The sequence below is a fragment of the Paenibacillus fonticola DSM 21315 genome (assembly GCF_000381905.1).
Lineage (GTDB): Bacteria > Bacillota > Bacilli > Paenibacillales > Paenibacillaceae > Fontibacillus > Fontibacillus fonticola.
Genome location: NZ_KB907260.1, coordinates 14,366 through 34,925, shown reverse-complemented (window position 1 = coordinate 34,925; position 20,560 = coordinate 14,366). Strand labels below are relative to the sequence as shown.

The following is a 20,560-nucleotide window of genomic DNA, read 5'->3' as shown; positions in this document are numbered from 1 at the left end:
AAAAGTCTTATGAGACAGTCCTATTTCGTGTTGAACAGATGAGGTCGAGTTTGTACAAGAAATCGGTCGACGAAATGATAGTCACAAGTCTACAATTAGATTACTGTATAATTATGATAAAAATAAGAGCATACATAGTGTGAGTAAAAGGGGAGTATCATCATGCGCCTGCTTAAACAGACTGCCTGGAACTCAATTCGATTTAAACTAGTCATCGGCTTTTTGACAGTCACGATCCCGTTATTCATTCTACTGTTCTATAATAATTATTACGCTATTCATGTTGTTCGTGAACAGGTTGCTATGTCGAATAAAAATATGATGTCTCTGTATATGGGACAAATCGATAATGGGCTGGAAGAAGTGAACAAATATTTTAACACTCTGATTTCATCGAATATGGATCTCCAGATTATGGAGCGCCCGCTAACGCCTGACGACTACATGCTGGCCAAGACGCATTTATCCGATAAACTGACAACCGATGTTCTTATGTATAGAGTAGATTCTTTTTTTATTTATTCCTCCAACAGGGCGGATTTACTCGATATCGTTAGTAACGATCGGATTACATACAATGAAAAAGAAATACTGCGATCCTATATTCATTCGGAATTAAGCGGTGCCGTATTGAATGGACGACCATCCTATTACGGATGGGACGTAAAACAGCTGAACGGCGAATATTATCTGTTTAGAATCCAGCAATTAGGAAGCGTATTTGTCGGTGCATGGGTGAAAGCAGAGACGCTAATGATGCCTCTCACCTACATATCAATGGGAGAGAACGGAGCCTCGTTATTAATAACCGATCAAGGAATCCCGATGATAAGCTCGAGTGAAATTGATACACAGGACGTTGATTTGACTCGAGGGTTTAACGAGTATTATTTAACCGGGACAAAAAAGGAATTTCTTATCGTTGGCGAAAAGTCAAAAAAAGGTGACTTTAGTTTGGCGGTGATGATTCCCGGTGCAACAATTTTGCAAAACCTGCCTTATTTAAATCGGATTGTATATATTTTATCCTTTCTTGGACTACTGCTTATTCCCGGTTTTTTGATGTTTATTCGAAATAACCTGCTTATTCCGTTAAAGCGAATCGTATCTGTCATGAATCGGATCGGTGAAGGAAATGTCAAATTTCGAATTGAATCACACCCGACGTCCGATGAGTTTCAATTAGTGAATAAAACCTTTAACCATATGATGGCTCAAATTGAAGAGCTGAAAATTAATGTGTATGAAGAAAAGCTTAGTAAACAAAAAGCGGAGCTCCAGCATTTACAGCTGCAAATTAATCCTCATTTTTTTCTTAACACTTTAAATATTATTTATAACTTGGCGCTCGTAAACGATTATGAGCTGATCAAGGAAATGACGCTGCGTCTGGTTCGTTATTTTCGGTACATGTTCCGCAGCAATTTAACATTACTTCCCTTGCAGGAGGAATTAGATCACGTCCGCAATTACATTCAAATTCAGCAATTGCGATTCCAGGAATCATTAAGCTATGAGATAAAGATGCCTGAAGCGTTATCTAAAGTATATGTGCCTCCGCTTGTGATCCAGACGTTTGTCGAGAACTCCATTAAACATGCGCCTCAGGTGGATCATCCGTTGTATTTATCCATCGAGATTGAGACGGTGATGCAGCCGTCCTTTTCAGACCCGCATATCCGCATCATCATCCGGGATACGGGCAAGGGATTTCCTGATGACATCCTGTTGGAGCTGCAGGCGGGTAAACGGATTATTGATGAGCAGGGGGAGCATATCGGGATTTGGAATGTGTGGCATAGATTGCGCTTATTGTACGGTGAACGTTCAGTAATGTCATTTTATAATCAAACCGATTCGGGGGCGGTGGTCGAAATTAGGCTTCCGCTGCAGACGGATCAATGATACGGCGTACAGGCTTGATGCAGACAAGGATGACACTTTGCCATAAAAGGAGGTTACTGGAATGTATAACCTGCTAATTGTCGACGATGAGCCCCTGGCGGTCAGAGGTGTAAAGTCAGCAGTAAATTGGGACGAGCTGGGAATATCCGATGTTTTTACAGCATATAACGCCGAACAGGCAAAGAATGTATTTGGATCGCATTTTATTGACATTATGCTTTGTGATATTGAGATGCCGGAAGACAGCGGCCTTGATCTGTTGTCTTGGGTCAGAGAGCATTACCCGAAGACAGAAACGATATTTCTGACCTGTCATGCTGATTTTTCCTTCGCCAGGCAAGCAATTCAACTGGGCAGCTTGGATTATTTGCTTAAGCCGCTGCCGCCGGAAGATTTAGAAAATGTAATGAATAAAGCGATCGGAAAAATTCGCAAAGAAAGAGAGCTGGCACAGTACGGCCGATCTTGGGTGCAGCACCATCCATTGTTTATCGAGCGGTTTTGGCTCGACATTGTAAATCTCGTTATTCCGGCAAATCTATCGGCCATTCAGAAAGCGATGGAGGAAAGAAAGATTTCCTACCCGATAGAAATGAGTGTGCTGCCTGTTTTGATTCATGTTCAGCGTTGGCATAAGTCCTTGACTTTACGTGATGAAAAGATACTTGAGTATGGATTAAAGAAAGCTGCTGCCGAGACATTACAAAATCTCCAGCTCGATGTACAAATGCTGTCTCTGGATCGCAATGAACTTCTGGCAGTTCTTATGATTCCGAATGATTACAGTTTAAATATAAACGAGATAAAAAATAATTTAAGGACGTACGTATCCTCCTGCTATCCATACTTTTATTGTGATCTGGCCTGTTATGTCGGTGACCGGGTTTTGATGGAAAGATTGCCTGAAATGGTGCGCCAACTGTTAACGATGCAGAAAAATAATGTGGCCTATTATAATGAGGTGTTTTTAAGAGGGGAGCAGCCTCGAATATCGACTCCTGCTGCAATGCCGGATATGAAATTATGGTTAGTAATGCTGGTGAAGGGGGCATACGAGCAAGTGATTTTGGAGGTCCAGCAATTTATGAACAAAACGGTACAGCATTCTGAGATCGACGTCTCGTTTATGCATCAATTCCATCATGACTTCATGCAAATTGTATATTTTGTTTTGAGGGAGAAGGGCATTCAAGCCCATAAACTGTTTCAAGACAGCAGATCAATCGAGTTGTCCGCCGGTGCAGGGCGCTCAGTGGTCGATATGCTGAATTGGATTCATCATATTGTCATGAAGACAATGGATTACATTCAAGATGTGGAACAATCGCACTCTGTGGCTGACAAAGTCAGGACATTTATTACCAAGCATTTTGATCAAGATTTGAGCCGAGAACAAATCGCTAATCAATTTTATCTCCATCCTGATTACCTGGATCGTTTGTTAAAGAAGGAAATAGGAGTGTCCATGAAAGAATATATGCTTCAGGAACGCCTGCGAATTTCTCAGGAGCTCCTAAGCAAGACTGATATGCCTGTAACCGAAGTGGCGACCTATGTAGGGATGAACAATTTATCTTATTTTACAAAAGTATTCCGTAAATACATAGGATTGAATCCGAGTGATTTTCGAAAACGGGGCTAAAGAGCGGCTTGGTCGAATTCGTGCTAATGAAAAGTCGAAATGCGAATAGTGAAACACTCTCCAGCATCGTAGAATCAAGTTAGTTTCTAATAACATACTGATATGGGGGAGAAAAATGAAATTGAGATCAAAATGGTTAAGTATCGTTTTGGCGGTTGTTATGATAGCGCTTTCTGCTTGTGGAGGGGGGAAGGGCGACACGGCTGGCTCGCCGAATTCGTCATCAGCTGGAAACGGAGGGGCGAAAGAACCTCCATATGAGCTGAATGTCGCCTTCGCCGCATTCAATGCGATACCAAGTAATTTGAAGGAAGTACAGGATGCGATCAATGAAATTACACTGGAAAAAATCAACGCGACGATCAAGCTTACGCCAATTAATATCGGATCATGGACACAGCAATCCAATCTCATGCTGTCTAGTGATGAAAAGCTGGATGTCATGTATGTATCCGGGAGAAACTACACGAGCTATGTTTCGAAAGGCCAGCTTCAGGAATTGGATGAACTGCTTGAACAGTATGGGCAAGGAATCAAAGAGGTGTTTGACGACAGCTTTATCAATGCGGCTAAAGTCGATGGAAAAATTTACGCAGTCCCTTCAAACCGGGATCTGGCAACTAATTACGGAATAAATTTGCGTAAGGACCTGATCGATAAGTACAGCGTCGATATTGATGCGATTAAAACGCTGGACGACCTTGACGGCTTATTCAAGACGATCAAAGACCATGAACCGAATATGACACCGCTAGTTCCGCAAACTGCTGGTATTTCTTTTGTAGACAGCTATAAGTGGTTTGATCCGCTTGGCGACAGTATCGGCGTATTACCGGATTATGATAACGGCTTACAAGTGGTGAATCTGTTTGAGACTCCTGAATATGCCGATTTTGTGCAAAAATTAAGAAGCTGGTATACGGCAGGTTATATACTGAAGGATGCTGCGACTAATAAAGATACGAATACAGCTTTGTTAAAGGCCAATAAAGGTATGGGTTATTTGGTTAACCAGAAACCCGGCATGGCGCTTCAGGATAGCAGATCGGCGGGAATGGAGCTTGTAACGGTACCGTTAACGCCAGCCTATGCAACGACGGCTTCCGTGACCAGTATTATGTGGGGAATTCCGATAAATGCCAAAAATCCTCAAAAGTCGATGGAATTTTTGAATTTAATTTATACGGATAAGGATATCGTAAATTTGCTGGACTGGGGGATTGAAGGAAAGGACTATGTGATTGAATCCGGCAATGTTATCAAATATCCGGAAGGAATCGACGCGTCGAACGTAGCCTATACGTTAAATCAAGGCTTTATGTTCGGAAATCAGTTCTTGTCCTACGTGTTTGAGGGTGATGATCCGAACATTTGGGAGGAAATGGAGACTTTTAATAATGAAGCCGTTAAATCCAAGGCACTGGGCTTCTCGTTTAATGCGGAACCTGTAAAGACTGAATATGCAGCCGTAACGAATGTGATTAATCAATATAAGATGGCTCTGGAGACGGGGAGCGTAGCTCCAGAGGAAATTTTGTCTGACTTCAATTCTAAATTGAAATCATCCGGTATTGATAAAATTATAGCCGAAAAGCAAAAGCAGCTGGATGAGTGGGCTAGCACTCAATAGTCGAAAATAGGACTCAGCTTGGACTGCCTGGCATGTCATTTACGATGACCTGTCAGGCAGTTTTTTTTTCCTGTTGATATCCGCGGCCGAGGTCGAAATCGTGTTAATAAAAAGTCGAATGGGAGTTAGTGTGCCCGTTGCAAATTTCTTAAGATAAAAGTACATCCAAGTTGAAAAAAGAAAGAAGGGAAGAGAAGTGAATCCTGAACGAAGCGTAAAGAGGAGAACAACATTTAAAAAGTATTTACCGTACTATTTGATGCTCATTCCGGGTATGGTCTATCTGATTATTAACAACTATATGCCGATGTTTGGACTGGTTATCGCTTTTAAAGATATCAATTTCGTTAAAGGAATTTGGGGCAGTGACTGGATTGGACTAAAAAACTTTGAATATTTGTTCAAGACGTCGGATGCTTACATTATTACCCGCAATACGATTGTGTACAATGCTGTATTTATCATACTGAACCTGGTTGTAGCTGTAGGCGTCGCCATTTTACTGAATGAAATAAGAAACAAGCTGTTATCAAGATTTTATCAAAGTGTTATTTTGCTGCCGTATTTGATCTCTACGGTTATTATCAGTTACTTAGTCTTTGCCATGCTTAGTATGGACAACGGCTTCATGAACAACACGGTGCTGCCGATGCTCGGAATGGAGCCGAAATCTTGGTATAACGAGCCGGGCGTATGGCCATATATTTTAACGTTTATCCATACGTGGAAAGGCGCAGGCTACCTGTGCATTGTTTATTTGGCTGCAATCATCGGGATCGATCAGGAGTATTATGAGGCTGCAACCTTGGATGGAGCTTCGAAATGGCAGCAAATTCGAAGGATAACACTTCCGCTAATCGCCCCTGTCATCACGATTATGACTCTCCTGGCTGTTGGCCGGATATTTTACTCGGACTTCGGGTTATTCTATCAAGTGCCGATGGACTCGGGAGCGCTATATGATACGACCAACGTCATCGACACATATGTGTACCGTGGTTTGATGCAGTTAGGCGATATTGGGATGTCTTCCGCTGCCGGCCTATATCAATCGCTAGTCGGGTTTGTCCTGGTGCTCCTGTCTAATTTCATTGTTCGCAAAATTAATAAAGAGAATGCCTTATTTTAACAAATATTGAGGGAGGACAACAAGGTGGTTAATCAAGAGACCCGCGCTTGGCAATGGATCGGACATACGATTTTATGGTTATATTCCGCAGCGTGCATTTTACCGTTTTTGCTGCTCTTTATTTCTTCGATCACGGATGAGACGACAATAGTAACGAATGGCTACTCTTTTTTTCCTGAGAAGTTTGGGTTCAACGCATATACGTACTTGTGGAAAGAATCTGCAGATATTTTTAGAGCCTATGGCATAACGATCTTTGTAACTGTGGTGGGGACGGCAGTCAGCCTGGTCATTACATCGCTGCTGGCCTATCCGATATCGCGTCCAGACCTTCCACTGCGCAATCCGCTGTCGTTTTTTGTATTTTTCACTTTGCTGTTTAATGGAGGACTCGTACCGACATATCTTATTTATACGCAAATTTTTGAAATTAAAAATACGATTCAAGCGCTGATCATACCTAGTCTGCTGATGAATGGGTTCAATGTGCTGCTCATGCGAACATTTTTTATGACAACGATCCCGACTCCGGTTCTTGAATCAGCGAATATGGACGGAGCAGGAGTGTTTAGAACATTTTACAGCATCGTTCTGCCGCTCTCGATGCCGATTATGGCTACGGTCGGATTATTTCAAGGTATCGCGTATTGGAATGATTGGTTTAATGGCTTGATCTACATTACGGAGCCGAAATTGTTTAGCCTGCAAAGCATGCTGAACCGGATTATGACGGATATTCAGTTTTTATCGACGAACAGTGCGCTGTCCTCCCAATCTGCCGAGGCGCTCAACAACCTGCCGTCAGAAACGTTTCGCATGGCGATTGCGGTAATTGGCGTCATTCCGATCTTGCTGGCGTATCCGTTCTTTCAGAAATATTTTGTAAAAGGAATCACAATTGGAGCAGTGAAAGGCTAATAACAAGGTTTCATCCGGTAATTACACTCACAACGATGGAGGGGAGCAACTTGGTTCAGCGTTTAAGGGACGTGCTGGAAGGGACGGAAAGCAACTATATCTTGCCCTTTATGTGGCAGCGTGGTGAGGGAGAAGCGATCATCCGCGAAGAGATGTCTCGCATTTATGAGGCTGGTATCCGCGCAGTTTGTATTGAATCGCGGCCTCATCCTGACTTTCTTGGTCCGCTCTGGTGGGCGGATATGGACGTGGTCATGGATGAAGCCCGCAAGCGGGGGATGCGGGTTTGGGTATTTGACGATGATCATTTTCCTACCGGTCATGCGGGAGGGAAGCTTAAGGATGCACCGCAGGAGCTGCGTAGGATGTATCTAGTTGAACGCCATATCGATGCATTAGGTCCGGGACAGGAAACCTCCTTCTTGCTTGACCCGTGGTTATCAGATGGAGAAATGGTGGAAGGTGTCATTGCCGCCAAGCGGGATGCGGGGAATTATAGGTTGACCGGAGAGCTGATTGATGTGTCCGCTATGGTCCAGGACAATGTGTTGTATTGGGCTGTTCCAGAAGGGTTTTGGCGGATTTTTATTCTGATCAGAACAAGCGTAGGACCGGATCGGAAATATGATGACTATGTCAATCCGCTTGTGGCCGATTCGGTGCGTGTATTGATTGATGCAATATATGAGGCGTACTACGAACGATACCGTGATGACTTTGGCGGGACCTTTGCGGGATTTTTCTCAGATGAGCCTGGCTTTTACAACGATCCTATGACGTATGATTTTCAATCTGCGCTTGGCAAACAAGGAGTTCCGCTTCCTTGGAGTCCAGCTCTGCTGTCAAACTTGGAATCCGCATTCGGATCAGGTTACGGGAAGTACCTTCCCTTACTGTGGTATGAAGCAGATGAAGATACTACCAGTGCTGTTCGCTATACCTACATGGATGTGGTGAGCAGGCTGTATGGGCGTCACTTTTCCGAGCAGCTCGGTGATTGGTGCCGGGACAGGAAGGTGGAATACATCGGCCATATTATTGAAGACAATAACGTTCATGCCCGCTTGGGCTGCGGTGCCGGGCATTTCTTCCGGGCGATGGCCGGACAGGACATGTCGGGGGTAGACGTCGTGCTCTGGCAGCTTGTTCCAGGCTTTGATGAGGCGCCATTCACATGGATTGCTGGAGAAACAGACAGCGAGTTTTTTCATTATGGCTTAGCGAAGCTCGCCTCTTCGCTAGGACATATTGATCCTAAGAAAAAGGGCCGTACCGTTGCCGAGGTGTTTGGTGCCTATGGTTGGGCCGAAGGGCTGAAGCTGATGAAGTGGTTAACGGACCATATGCTTGTACGGGGCGTCAACTATTTCATTCCGCATGCGTTTTCCCAAAAGGAATTCCCTGATCCGGACTGTCCTCCTCATTTCTATGCGCGAGGGCAAAATCCGCAGTATCGCTATTATAAAATATTAAATCATTATACGAATCGGATGAGTCACTTGTTGTCCGGGGGACGGCATCGGGCTACGGCAGCCGTGCTGTATCATGCCGAAGCCGAATGGTCGGGGGCAAGTATGTATTTTCATAGGCCGGTGAAAGAGCTGGCACGCAACCAAATTGATTGCGACGTCCTGCCGATCGATGCGCTTCTGGAATTAGCCCAAGTCCGGGGCGAAAAGTTGATGGTGGGCATAGAGGACTACAGATGTATAATTATTCCGTTTGCTGAAGCTTTGCCGAAGCAGCTTTTGCACCGTTTGCACAATATAGCCGAGCAAGGAGTGCCGCTTTTATTTGTAGATGCGCTGCCGAAGCGGTCGAGTGAGGGAGCTGAAGTATCGGAGCTGCTGCAAAATTTGTCGGTCCATCCTCATGCAGCAGTTGTGCCGTTGAGCGAGCTGTCCGCCTATGTACAGCAAAAGGGCTGGAACGAAATTGTTGTCAGCAGAGAAGAGCCGTTTTTGCGTTATTACCACTATGAGCAGCCAGGTTTTGAACTGTTTATGTTTTTCAATGAACACCCGTCAAATAACGTCCATGCGCAGGTGCAGCTTCCACTGGCCGAAGATGTAGGGATATGGAAATATGATGCGCTTTATAACAAAGTCTTAGGGGTTAAAGAAGAAAGCTCCGCCGGTAAATTAACCGTTCCTCTACGGCTTTCTCCCTACGAATCCGCCGTATTTGTATCAGGAAACGGGCTTGAATCAATTTCTGAATTATTTTTACAGAGGGAAACGGGTGAGTTGAAGGCTGTCTCGCATAAGGAACTTGAAATTAAAGGTCCTTGGAAGGTAGGAATCGCGACTTCAGAGCAATACCCTGTATTCGCCACATGGCAGGAGATAAATATGCTGGGCAATATGAGCAGTCCGGATCGTCTCCCTCAATTTTCTGGTACATTCCGGTATGAAACGCAATTTGCTTGGATCGCTGATGAAAATAGCAGCTGCAAGCTTGATTTAGGAAGTGTGTACGAAACGGTCGAGGTTTGGGTGAATGAGCAATCGGTAGGGGCCATAATATGCCCGCCATATTTGCTGGATATTACCGGCCATGTCCAGAGCGGAAGCAACCGGCTGGTTATTGAAGTAACGAATACGCTGGTCAAGCAGAAGCCGGACCCGCTTTCCCGCTTTATCCAACAGGAGCCAAGCGGATTGTTAGGCCCTGTTAAAATAATTTATTAATTTACGGAAGGATGGGAATTGTCATGGTAGATTTGCGGGCCAACCCGTTTTTTCTGCAGGATGAGGACGTTGAATGGGTAGAGTCTACATTATCTTCAATGAATCTGCGGCAGAAAATCGGTCAGCTATTTTGTCCAGTAGGGCAAACTAAAGATACGGGAATATTAAATGAAATGCTGGAACGAATACAGCCGGGAGGCATCATGTATCGTCCGGATGAAGGCGCTGCGAACCAGGAGGTTCATCGCTATTTGCAGCAGAACTCTAATATTCCGCTCTTAATCGCAGCTAATTTGGAAGCAGGCGGAAATGGAATTGCTTCGGATGGCACCTTCTTTGGTCGTCCTATGCAAATTGCTGCCGCTGATTCCGTAGATCATGCCTATCGCCTTGGCGTAGTATGCGGCAGAGAGGGGGCTGCGGTCGGATGCAATTGGTCGTTTGCGCCTGTCGTGGATATTGATGTCAATTTCCGCAATCCGATTACGAATACGCGCACATACGGCTCTGATCCGGAGCGGGTGTTGGCGATGAGCCGAGCTTATATGCAGGGAATTCAAGAAAGCGATATGGCTGTATCCATTAAGCACTTTCCAGGTGACGGTGTTGATGAGCGCGATCAGCATTTGCATATTTCAATTAATTCCATGACGGTAGAGGAATGGGACAACACCTTTGGTAAAGTGTATCAAGGAATGATCGCCAACGGAGCCAAAACGGTGATGATCGGGCATATTATGCTTCCCGAATATTCACGCGCGCTCCTTCCTGGTATTGATGATAGGGAGTTAAAGCCGGCCACATTGGCTCCTGAGCTGCTGCAGACGCTTCTGAGGGAGAAGCTTGGCTTTAATGGAATGATCGTGACGGACGCGACGAATATGGGTGGCTTCACGATGGCAGAGAAACGGGAGCTTGCCGTGCCCATGGCGATAGCTGCAGGCTGTGATATGTTTTTGTTTAACAAAAATATAGATGAGGATTATCAGTTTATGCTATCAGGAGTAGAGCGCGGTCTTCTTAAATTGGAACGGGTTGACGAAGCCGTAACCCGCATCCTGGCGCTCAAAGCTTCGCTCGGACTGCATCGGAAACAAGCCGCAGGAACTTTGGTGCCTTCGCCAGAAGCTTTGTCGGTACTACGCTGTGAAGAGCATGAACAATGGGCGCGTGAATGTGCGGACGAATCTGTCACCCTCGTGAAGGATACGCAAGGACTGCTGCCGATCAATCCTCAAGAACATCAACGCATTTTGTTATTTCTATTGACTGGGGACGTAAGTAATTACGGAAGTCAACAGTCCCATGCTTTATTTATAGAGCGTTTGCAGCAGGAAGGCTTTGAGGTGGAAATATTTGATGCTGCCACCGCTGCAGAGGAACGAAGTGCACCGATTCAAAGCTATTTGGACAAGTTTGATTTTGTGCTGTACTATGCCTGCATTGAAACAGCCAGCAATCAAACCGTGGTGCGGATCAACTGGGCTCCACCGATGGGGCTGGATATGCCGTTTCTGGTTCAGGAGCTGCCAACGGCTTTTGTATCCATGGGGAACCCTTATCATTTGCAAGATGTGCCACAAATGAAGACGTATATTAATGCCTATTCAAGCAGTCGATACGTGGTAGATGCCGTGGTAGACAAGCTGTTGGGACGCTCCTCATTTAAAGGGATAAATCCGGTGGACCCGTATTGCGGCTATTGGGAAGCGAAGCTGTAAATGGAGACGGGAGAGAAGGTGCGATGAACATTAAGGCGGTAATTTTTGATCTGGATGGCGTCATTGTATCGACAGATCGTTATCATTATAAAGCTTGGAAACAAATTGCCGATCAGGAAGGGATTGAGTTTAACTCATCCATTAATCATAGACTGCGTGGCGTCAGCCGGAGGGAGAGTTTAGAAATTATACTGGAGCGGGCGAGCAGAGATTATTTGGAGGAAGAGAAGCAGCAGTTGGCTGAGCAAAAAAATGAAGTTTATAAAGGATTGCTTGCATCCTTGACCGCGGATGATCTGCTGCCGGAAGTCCGTGGAACGCTGCTTACCTTAAGGGAACGGAAGGTAAAGATAGCAATCGGCTCTTCCAGTAAAAACGCGCCGCTGATTCTGGACAAAATTGGTTTATCCAGCCAATTTGATGCGATATCAGACGGTAACAATATCAGTCAGAGCAAGCCGCATCCCGAGGTGTTTCTGAAAGCTGCTGAAATGCTCGGTGTCGCTCCGGAGGATTGTCTCGTTGTAGAGGATGCGGAGGCGGGAGTAGAGGCCGCTTTGCGTGCCGGAATGAAAGCCGCTGCCATCGGTGATGCTCGAAATAGTGATAAAGCACACTATAAGCTGTTGAGCATAAGAGAGCTGCTGCGGATAAGGTAAGCTAACTTAACCTAACCTTTAAAGGCTAATAGGAATAGAAGATGGGGGTGTCCAGAAAGTGATCATAGATCGCTGGGGGCACCCCCCCTTCTTTTAAAAAAAGCTATCCGTTTCTTAGGAATCAATTATCTTCCTTGCCTGTACCCCATCCTTTAGCTCCTCTTACATAAACTGTTGTATAATACCCTGTCGTACAGGTTGTACACTAAGTTGACGTACACAAAGCTGCCGCACACAAAGACTGACGTACACAAAGACTGCCGCGCACAAACCTGTCGTACACAAAGCTTTGCACACTAAATGGATTTCGTGTATCTAATGATCCTCTAAACGCATGCTTCAGGGAATTAGATGGATTTCACGCACCTAAAATCGAAGAATCCATTCCATAATGGCAATTTTCCTATTCTAACGACATGAAATCCATTTAAATTTACATTTCCTTTATGACAGCAGAATCTAACTACTATAAATCCATTAGATAAGTGTCGAACTATTAAAAGGGTGCAGGGTAAGTAAGAAGTAAGAAGTAAGAAGTAAGAAGTAAGAAGTAAGAAGCCCATACTTGGTAAAATGGAATTGTCCAGCAATCATTTAGAGGGCTTCTTTTGAACATTGAAATATACTATGGATTAATTGTTTCTGCCAATGGATTTTGGAAGAAGAAATCCCAAATAATCATGTTGTGCGTGTAATCAACGATGCTGTTAAACGCATCAGCGACGCGGTCTTTGACGCCGCTTAACCTGGTGGCACGAAACAGCTACCACCCGCAGATGCTCACGAAAATCATCCTCTCTGCCCACACTCAGCGCATTTACTCCTCCCGTCAAATTGCCAAAGCGGTTCGAGAGAACATTCATTATGTGGCTGGCAAGCCGCTCCAAAGAATAAGGTGCTGTAAAATCGGTTGGAACGCCCTGAGTACTCGTCGCGGAAACATGTCTTTGTATTTTAAATGCACTGAGATTATTAAAGATTTAAAATATTGTCATAAAAATGACATAAAATGACGTGTTTTCATAGGGAAAGAGACTCTTTCGGGCTATATGAGTGAAAAATGTTATAGCTTATTATATTATTTAAATAATTTGTTTTGGCGTGGATAAGGATAAGGGATATGTAAGGAGGTTGTTAATAGACTGTTGCAGGTCAAGCTCAACATAATTACAAGAAAGTCAGGAGTAATTTTATGAGAAGCGAACGAAGAGTAATATTTCAGGTTCTTGCTTGGGTACTGCTGCTGAATCTAGCTTTGTTGTGTATTGCTCCTTCCGTTTTGGCGAAATCTCTGGCGAAGGATGCCGGCTTGCCTTCCCCGCTTCCCTCCCTGCAGCAATTGGTCGACCGGGCGCAACCGGGTGATACGATCGTGTTGACTGAAGAGAAATACGCAGGGCCTGTAATTGTTAATAAAAAGCTGAAAATTGATGGCAGAGGGACAGCCATTTTGTCTAACGATACAGCGGAAGCGGCCATCCGGATTCAGGCGGCGGGAGTCACCCTGCGAGGGATAAACATTTTACAGCATCCTGCCGGCGGTGAATCGGCGGCCATCGCAGTTCATGCGAATGAAGCTATTCTGGAGGATGTGAAAATAAGAACAGCGGGGTTTGGCATTTTGCTGCGGGATGCTGATCATGCTGCGATTCGGGACAACGTGATCTCCTGGCTGCCGGCAGAAGATACAGCGGATACGAAGCTGGGACAGAAGGGGAACGGGATCGATCTCTACAATTCTCATCATTATCGGATCGAACAAAATACGATTGCCGGAATGCGGGATGGAATTTACTTAGAGAACAGCCATCGAGGGAATGTGAATAATAACCGTCTATACAGCTCCCGTTATGGCATTCACTGCATGTATGTTGAAAAGACGCAAATTCATAATAATCAGGGTGAGTTTAACATGACAGGCGCCATGATTATGGGGGTAAGGGATATACATGTTTATGACAACGTCTTTACAAAGCAAAGCAGTAATGTAAATTCTCAAGGTATTTTGTTATTCGATGTGCAAAATTCGGTCATTGAGAGAAATCTTGTCGAAGGCAACAGGGTTGGCATATATATTGAACTGTCTAAAGACAATCAATTAATAGAGAACGCTATAATTAGAAATTTCATCGGCATTCAATTTAAACAAGCGGAAGACAACAAAGTTCAGGCCAATGATTTTGTCGCTAATGTGATCGAAGCGGAAGCGACGAACAGCGGGGAAAACGAAATCCATGGCAACTATTGGGACTCTGCGCAAGGCTTGGATTTGAATAATGATGGGATCAGCGAAATCCCATATGCGATAAATCCTTTTTACCAACAGTTAATAGCGAAAACTCCGGCATTTCAATTGTTTTTCCAATCGCCGGGCATGACGTTTCTAAGTGATATGTACGCAGATGACCGGGAGCACTGGACGACGGACAGCGGACCGCGGATGAAAATCAATCCATTATCGGCAATGCCAGCCTTATCATCTGGGGATGCCGGGGAGGTTAAAGTCCTGTCTGATCAAACGTTTATACTGATCATCGCTTCGCTGCTGCTAGGCACAGCGATAATAACTATAATATATTCGGGGGTATCCAAATCATGAAAAATTGGTCATTAGCGATTATACTTATCCTTACTCTGTCCTTGGCGGCAGGCTGCGGCAAGACTAAACATGAGGCACAGGCGATTAATGAAGACGTGGATGTATGTGTCGTATGTAATATGCAGGTGAAAGACGATGCCTTTGCAACCCAGATCGTAACGAAAGACGGAAAGAGCTTGAAATTTGATGATCTGGGCTGCATGAACACCTGGAAGCAGGAGAACGGCGTCGACAATATCGGCATGGACTACGTGCGTGATTACAACGATAAAGAATGGATTGAGTTTGACGAAGCAACGTATGTATATGACGCTTCGATCCGTACGCCGATGGCCTATGGGATTGTCAGCTTTAAAGATAAAGCGTCTGCTGAAGCTTTTGCGAAAGAGCAAGGCGTGGGACAAATTCTTAGCGCTGCTGAGCTTGCGAACCACAGCTGGCAGCAAAACCAGGATATGATGGATCATCATGATCATGGTGAGCACGGGGCGCATGAAGAGCACGGAGCACATGAAGAGCATGGGGATACGCATGGTGAGGAAGCCGAGCATGGCGGCGAGCACCACGGGGATGCTCATGACGCTGCTCATGATGCCGCTCATGACGAAGCCCAACACGACGCTGATAATGATAAAGGCCAACAATAAGATATGGTGATATAGATGACTGATATGCTTCAAGTAGCAAAAAGAGAAATTAAAATCGGGCTTCGCAATCCTTGGGCCTATTCCTTTCTAATTTTGTTTTCTGTATTTAGCATTAGTTTGCTGCTCGTTAATTCACAAAATGCCGTCAGCGGATATTCCGCGATTACCGGCTCCATGCTAAGCCTTATTTTATATTTGCTCCCGCTCATGACTTTATTTCTTGGCTCCTTCTCCCTGACAGGGGAGAAGGAGGAGGGAAGCTGGCAGCTGTTATCGACATATCCGCTGGGCACGCTGTCTTTTTTAATTGGCAAATATGTGGGATTATCCGTCGTATTATTAACGATTGTTTCCTTTGGCTACGGCTTGATGGGCTTAATTTCCGTCCTGATCGGCAAAGTGTTTGATGTGAGTACCTACTTGCTTTTTTTTGCATTTTCCTGCGGCTTGGTGCTGCTCTTTTTAGCGATAGCTCTATTTGTCGGCTCTCTATCCAAAAATCGCTGGCAGGCGTTAACATTCTCGGTTATGATCTGGTTTTTTACCGTAATTGGCTGGACGACGATATTGATTTCTGTGCTGGGGCTGCTGCCTTATTTATGGATTAAGCCACTGTTGGTCGTGTTAACTTTCCTCAATCCGGCTGAACTGGTGCGCCTGTTTGTCGTCATTAAGCTCGGCGGGGGTTCTGTGCTGGGGCCGGAATATTACGAGTGGGTCAACTGGATTCAGCAGCCTGGCGGCAGCTTGATATTTTTCGCCGTATGCTTGGCCTGGATTGGTTGTTCTATTGCAGGTGTACATTGGATCTGGGAAAGGGGACGATCTCGTGGCTGAACCATTTGTACTAGTAGTCAACGCAGCTAAAATAATTAAAGAGCAGACGCTGGTGGAAAATATCAATTTGAATGTTGAAGCAGGAAGCATTGTTGGATTATGTGGAGGCAACGGCGCAGGCAAAAGTACGGTTCTGCGCATGATTGCCGGAATTATGCAGCCAACGACCGGTGAAATTACAGTAGGCGGTGTGCAGTGGAATAAAAGTCGCAAGCAGTTCTCGCAGCTCATCGGTTACATGCCGGATGACTTCCATTTTTCCCATGGCCTGACAGCGGGGGAGGCTTTGTCTTTTTGGGCTGCATTGCGCCGGGTTCCCAAAAGCCGGGTCGATGAAGTGCTGGAAATTGTAGGCTTGGAGGATAAGCGAAACAAGCAGGTGCACACCTTCTCCAAAGGGATGCGGCAGCGTATCTTATTCGCACAAGCTATTCTCGGCAAACCGCCATTGTTAATTATGGACGAGCCGACGAATGGGCTCGATCCTTATTGGATGAATGAGTTCGTCCGCCTGCTGCAAAACATTAAGCAGGACGGCCATACTGTGCTATTCTCTACTCACCAGTTGGACATTGCGGAAGAGGTAGCCGATTATGTTGTTTTTTTAAACAACGGCCGCAATTATGGGGAAGGCACGGTGGAATATTTTCGCCAGCAGCATGGAGCTTTTCCGCTTCACGCCGCTTTTCAGCAAAGTGTGGGGCTGCATATTGCAGCAGGTGAACAGCAATGAGTAAAGGAGTGCGGATAAACACAGTCGTTACCTTGTTGTTAGGTTTGCTGGCCCTTGGCGCTATCGTCTGGATTATTGTTTCATCCAGACAGGGGGATACGCAGCAAGAAAAGGCAAGACTCGCTATAGGCGAGATGGCCCCGGATTTTGAAGTGACGAATACCCATGGGGATAAGGTAGTATTATCTGATTACAAAGGCAAAGTGGTTGTACTCAATTTCTGGGCTTCGTGGTGCGAACCCTGTGTAAAGGAGATGCCGCTGATCAACGAGGTATATCAATCAAATCGCTCGGATGTGGCTACTTTATTTGTCAATGCGGGAGAGTCCAAGGGGACGGTAAATGAATTTTTGACGGAGAATCATTTCGATTTTCCAGTCATCATTGATGTTACAGGCAAAGTGTCGCAATTGTATGGAATTGTGGGCTTGCCGGTTACTTATATTATCGACAAAGACGGCAAGCTCCATCAATCCGCTGTGGGGGAAATTACGAGCGGCGAGCAGCTTCAAACGTATGTTCAAGCGGCTGCAGGTGATTAAAGCGAATGCTTTGATCACCTGCTTCATTGCGTTTAAAGAAAGGGATCATTACTATGGCTTTAAATCGGCTGTAAAGCGAGGGAGGGTAACTTTAGTGACTTATAAACAAATCAAATGGATGATTCTATTCATACCGACGATCACTGTAGGAATATGGGAGTACGTGCGTCACCAATTTTTGCTTCCCTACATTTCGATGGATTTGGGCAACTGGCTAACTCCGGTTCTTGTATATGTTGTAAGCGTAACCCTATTGAAGAGACTGTTTCTTATGCTGGAAAGGATTCAGCAGGAGCTTCAAACTGAGCGGACCGCTAAAGCGGCGCTTGAGGCAAGGGAGCACTTGGCCAAAGAGCTGCATGATGGCATCGCTCAGTCTGTATTTCTAATGTCAGTTAAAGTAGATCGTCTGGAATTCACAGCGGATCAGGAAAAATATGAGAAGGATATTTTCCAAATTCGCAAAACGGTGCATGAGGTGAACAGATACGTCCGTCAGGCAATTGCCAATTTAAGATACGCTGCCACTACAGAGGTGGATGTTCTGCAAAGGGAAACCTTGAAGGAGAAGGTCAAGCAGGTTGCCGAAGAAGTTCTTGTTCCGATTGAGGTGCAGTGGAATATTCCCGATGAACTGCTTAATCCGAAAGAGAAGGTCGAGCTTCTGACGTCGATCCGGGAAGCGGTCGTAAACATTCAGAAGCATGCCCAGGCTGCCCAGGGATCGATCAACGGGGAAGCGGCCAAGGATCAGCGAGGCTGGAAAGTGACGATCAAGGATGATGGAATTGGGTTTCGGGGAGATCCTTATCAATTGGAAGATAGCTATGGGCTGCTCATCATGCGTGAAAGAGCAAATGAAATGAACTGGAATTTGCGGATTGCTACAGAGGACAATTATACAGTCGTAGAATTTCAATCCCCAAGGAATTCAGGCGGAATAGTTCGTTGATATAAATACTAATTTGGAACGAAACCCATATTCATCCAGACGGGGAGCGCCTGACGATTATGTAAAGATGTCCGAGCTTATGAAGCAGGCGGATCCGGAAGCGTATAACAAGTTTATCGCCGAAATTGCCGCAGGGAACGATGGGCTGACCGAACTGATTCAATTCGCCAAGAAGGCGCAGAAACATCCGGAGTGGAAGAAGCAATATGTGGAGAACAACGCCGAGGTTGTGAAGTATTTACAAAATTTGAAGCTGGATAACCGTTTTGAGCAGGCGGATTATTCGTCCCGGGAATCTTTTCAGCAAAGTTTGCTTAGCAAGCTGGGAGAGACCGTGGCGGCCGACAGCATGAATTATTACATTCGCAACTTGCAATATTTTATGGGATTGCTTGCTGATTAATAGTAAGTAAAAAGGGAACTGCCTGAGTTGATTTAATTATCATTTGGAAAGGAATGATAATTGATAACTTAGGCATTTTTTATTTCTAAATCATAACTGGGGCAACCGCAATGATCATTTTTCTTTATTTTTCAAAATCAAGTCATTACAATGATAATTGTTACAACGTCCGCAGGTGATCACTGGCAAATTAGCAAATTTCACAAAACGTTAACATTTTAAAAGTTTAATTAGCCCCAAGTAGTCATTTTTGCCTCATAATTATGAGATATACTGCCGGTAAGGGAGGGAATAGCTATAAAAAAGACAAGCATAGTGTTGACAGTGGGCGCACTGATCTTAATCAGCCTGTTATTTATCCGGATAAACATCAAGCCTTCTGGGCAGACGCGAATGATTTTGGATCATACTCTGCATGTGTATGTCTCTCCGCCTTGCTTTAACGACGCTAAGGTAACGAATAATATAGCAGAGTCTACGCTCGCTAAGGCGAGAGAGCTTCAATATGAAGCGGACGCCAAGTGTACGACGGATTCGCTCTTGAGCCAGAAGACGAGTATAATGAACGCTTTGCTAAGCAGTCTTGGTATGGTTAAAGGGCCGTGGGACTGGTAATGAATTATAGACGAATGACGATGACAGGAATAACGATTATTTAGAGAGATGGGGGCAAGATCATATGAAAAGATGGATAACAGCCGTGTCTGTACTTCTGATTGCTATTGTGTCAGGATGTTCCTCTAGTAGCGGTACCACAGGGTTAGCTGATGAAATTCCGGAAATTATAGAAGTACAAATTATGAGTGAGCCTGAAGAGCTGAAACCCGGAGAGCCGGCTCTGATCCAAGCGAAGGTGACCCAAGGCACCGAAGAAGTGGCGGATGCCAAATCTGTAATATTCGAAGTATGGTATAGCGGGGAAGAGCATCATGAAATGCTGGAAGGAAAGCATACCGGCAACGGAATTTACAGTATTGACAGAAACTTCGACAAAGCTGGCGTATACAATGTCATCGCCCATGTAACGGCCCGTGACATGCACAATATGCCGCGGAAACAGTTCATTGTTGGTCAAGTGTCGGATGAGGAAATTGAACAAGCGAAAGATTCGATCTATGACAAGAGCTCGCATATGGAATAAATGAGAGGCAAAGGGGAGTAGGCAAACATGAGAACAGGAACAGGAACAGGAACAAGATCACTGCAATTGCTCCTGCTGGTATTTGCTTTATTCGCTTTAACTGCTTGTGGACAATCGGGTTCTGCCAAGGATACCGGACCCCCATCTTCAGGGCAAGCCAAGAGTCCAAATGAAAGCAAGGCCACACTCATATATAAACAAAATTGTGCGAGCTGTCATGCGGCGGATCTTAGCGGACGGGTAGGTCCTAACCTTCAGAATATCGGCGCGATGCTTACCGAGGCGGAAATCAAGGAGGCGGTCAGCGCGGGCAGGGAAGGCATGCCTGCTTTTGGAAAAAGGCTAAAAGCAGAGGAGATCGATGCTTTGGCGGTATGGCTCGGTTCTCAAACAGGTGATTAAAGGGGCAAGC

Annotated in this window: 18 protein-coding genes and 1 pseudogene; all 19 read left to right on the top strand. The window is 45.1% G+C overall.

Going from position 1 to position 20,560, the window contains the following annotated elements:
• Nucleotides 1–162: 162 nt before the first annotated feature.
• The 19 genes and pseudogenes from G358_RS0116445 (at nucleotide 163) to G358_RS0116360 (ending at nucleotide 20,550) form a co-directional block, all read left to right on the top strand.
• Complete coding sequence (locus G358_RS0116445) at nucleotides 163–1,905, top strand: sensor histidine kinase (protein WP_019638336.1); 1,743 nt, start codon at nucleotides 163–165, stop codon at nucleotides 1,903–1,905.
• 61 nt (nucleotides 1,906–1,966) lie between these two features.
• Nucleotides 1,967–3,547 carry a response regulator gene (locus tag G358_RS0116440; protein WP_019638335.1) on the top strand — a complete coding sequence of 527 codons (1,581 nt, stop codon included), beginning with the start codon at nucleotides 1,967–1,969 and terminating at the stop codon, nucleotides 3,545–3,547.
• Between the two features lie 115 nt (nucleotides 3,548–3,662).
• Complete coding sequence (locus G358_RS0116435) at nucleotides 3,663–5,177, top strand: ABC transporter substrate-binding protein (RefSeq protein WP_019638334.1); 1,515 nt, start codon at nucleotides 3,663–3,665, stop codon at nucleotides 5,175–5,177.
• 259 nt (nucleotides 5,178–5,436) lie between these two features.
• Entirely contained in the window at nucleotides 5,437–6,306 is an 870-nt protein-coding gene (locus G358_RS0116430; protein ID WP_019638333.1) for an ABC transporter permease, read from the top strand.
• Nucleotides 6,307–6,330: 24 nt separating this feature from the next.
• A complete protein-coding gene (locus tag G358_RS0116425; RefSeq protein ID WP_019638332.1) occupies nucleotides 6,331–7,224 on the top strand; it encodes a carbohydrate ABC transporter permease in 894 nt (297 codons plus the stop codon).
• Nucleotides 7,225–7,274: 50 nt separating this feature from the next.
• Nucleotides 7,275–9,914, top strand: a complete 2,640-nt coding sequence (locus G358_RS0116420) for a glycosylhydrolase-like jelly roll fold domain-containing protein (RefSeq protein WP_019638331.1) — start codon at nucleotides 7,275–7,277, stop codon at nucleotides 9,912–9,914.
• A 23-nt stretch (nucleotides 9,915–9,937) separates the two neighbouring features.
• Nucleotides 9,938–11,635, top strand: a complete 1,698-nt coding sequence (locus tag G358_RS0116415; RefSeq protein ID WP_019638330.1) for a glycoside hydrolase family 3 protein — start codon at nucleotides 9,938–9,940, stop codon at nucleotides 11,633–11,635.
• 23 nt (nucleotides 11,636–11,658) lie between these two features.
• Nucleotides 11,659–12,294 (top strand): beta-phosphoglucomutase, encoded by a 636-nt coding sequence (pgmB, locus tag G358_RS0116410; RefSeq protein WP_019638329.1) that lies wholly within the window; start codon nucleotides 11,659–11,661, stop codon nucleotides 12,292–12,294.
• A 648-nt stretch (nucleotides 12,295–12,942) separates the two neighbouring features.
• Nucleotides 12,943–13,182 (top strand): annotated as a pseudogene (locus tag G358_RS34580) (transposase); the annotation flags it as partial.
• A 304-nt stretch (nucleotides 13,183–13,486) separates the two neighbouring features.
• Nucleotides 13,487–14,893 (top strand): right-handed parallel beta-helix repeat-containing protein, encoded by a 1,407-nt coding sequence (locus G358_RS0116405; protein ID WP_019638328.1) that lies wholly within the window; start codon nucleotides 13,487–13,489, stop codon nucleotides 14,891–14,893.
• On the top strand, nucleotides 14,890–15,540 hold the full coding sequence (locus G358_RS0116400) for a nitrous oxide reductase accessory protein NosL (RefSeq protein ID WP_019638327.1): 651 nt from the start codon (nucleotides 14,890–14,892) through the stop codon (nucleotides 15,538–15,540). Before G358_RS0116405 ends, G358_RS0116400 begins: the two co-directional genes overlap by 4 nt.
• 15 nt (nucleotides 15,541–15,555) lie before the next feature.
• Entirely contained in the window at nucleotides 15,556–16,377 is an 822-nt protein-coding gene (locus G358_RS0116395; protein WP_019638326.1) for an ABC transporter permease, read from the top strand.
• A complete protein-coding gene (locus G358_RS0116390) occupies nucleotides 16,370–17,110 on the top strand; it encodes an ABC transporter ATP-binding protein (protein WP_019638325.1) in 741 nt (246 codons plus the stop codon). Before G358_RS0116395 ends, G358_RS0116390 begins: the two co-directional genes overlap by 8 nt.
• Complete coding sequence (locus tag G358_RS0116385; RefSeq protein ID WP_019638324.1) at nucleotides 17,107–17,652, top strand: TlpA family protein disulfide reductase; 546 nt, start codon at nucleotides 17,107–17,109, stop codon at nucleotides 17,650–17,652. Before G358_RS0116390 ends, G358_RS0116385 begins: the two co-directional genes overlap by 4 nt.
• A 94-nt stretch (nucleotides 17,653–17,746) precedes the next feature.
• Nucleotides 17,747–18,604 (top strand): sensor histidine kinase, encoded by an 858-nt coding sequence (locus G358_RS30310; protein ID WP_051107696.1) that lies wholly within the window; start codon nucleotides 17,747–17,749, stop codon nucleotides 18,602–18,604.
• A gap of 79 nt (nucleotides 18,605–18,683) precedes the next feature.
• Complete coding sequence (locus tag G358_RS0116375; RefSeq protein WP_026342306.1) at nucleotides 18,684–19,007, top strand: hypothetical protein; 324 nt, start codon at nucleotides 18,684–18,686, stop codon at nucleotides 19,005–19,007.
• A 315-nt stretch (nucleotides 19,008–19,322) separates the two neighbouring features.
• On the top strand, nucleotides 19,323–19,622 hold the full coding sequence (locus G358_RS0116370; RefSeq protein ID WP_019638321.1) for a hypothetical protein: 300 nt from the start codon (nucleotides 19,323–19,325) through the stop codon (nucleotides 19,620–19,622).
• A gap of 64 nt (nucleotides 19,623–19,686) precedes the next feature.
• Complete coding sequence (locus G358_RS0116365; RefSeq protein ID WP_019638320.1) at nucleotides 19,687–20,148, top strand: FixH family protein; 462 nt, start codon at nucleotides 19,687–19,689, stop codon at nucleotides 20,146–20,148.
• Between the two features lie 27 nt (nucleotides 20,149–20,175).
• Entirely contained in the window at nucleotides 20,176–20,550 is a 375-nt protein-coding gene (locus G358_RS0116360; RefSeq protein WP_019638319.1) for a c-type cytochrome, read from the top strand.
• The last annotated feature ends 10 nt before the right edge of the window (nucleotides 20,551–20,560 follow it).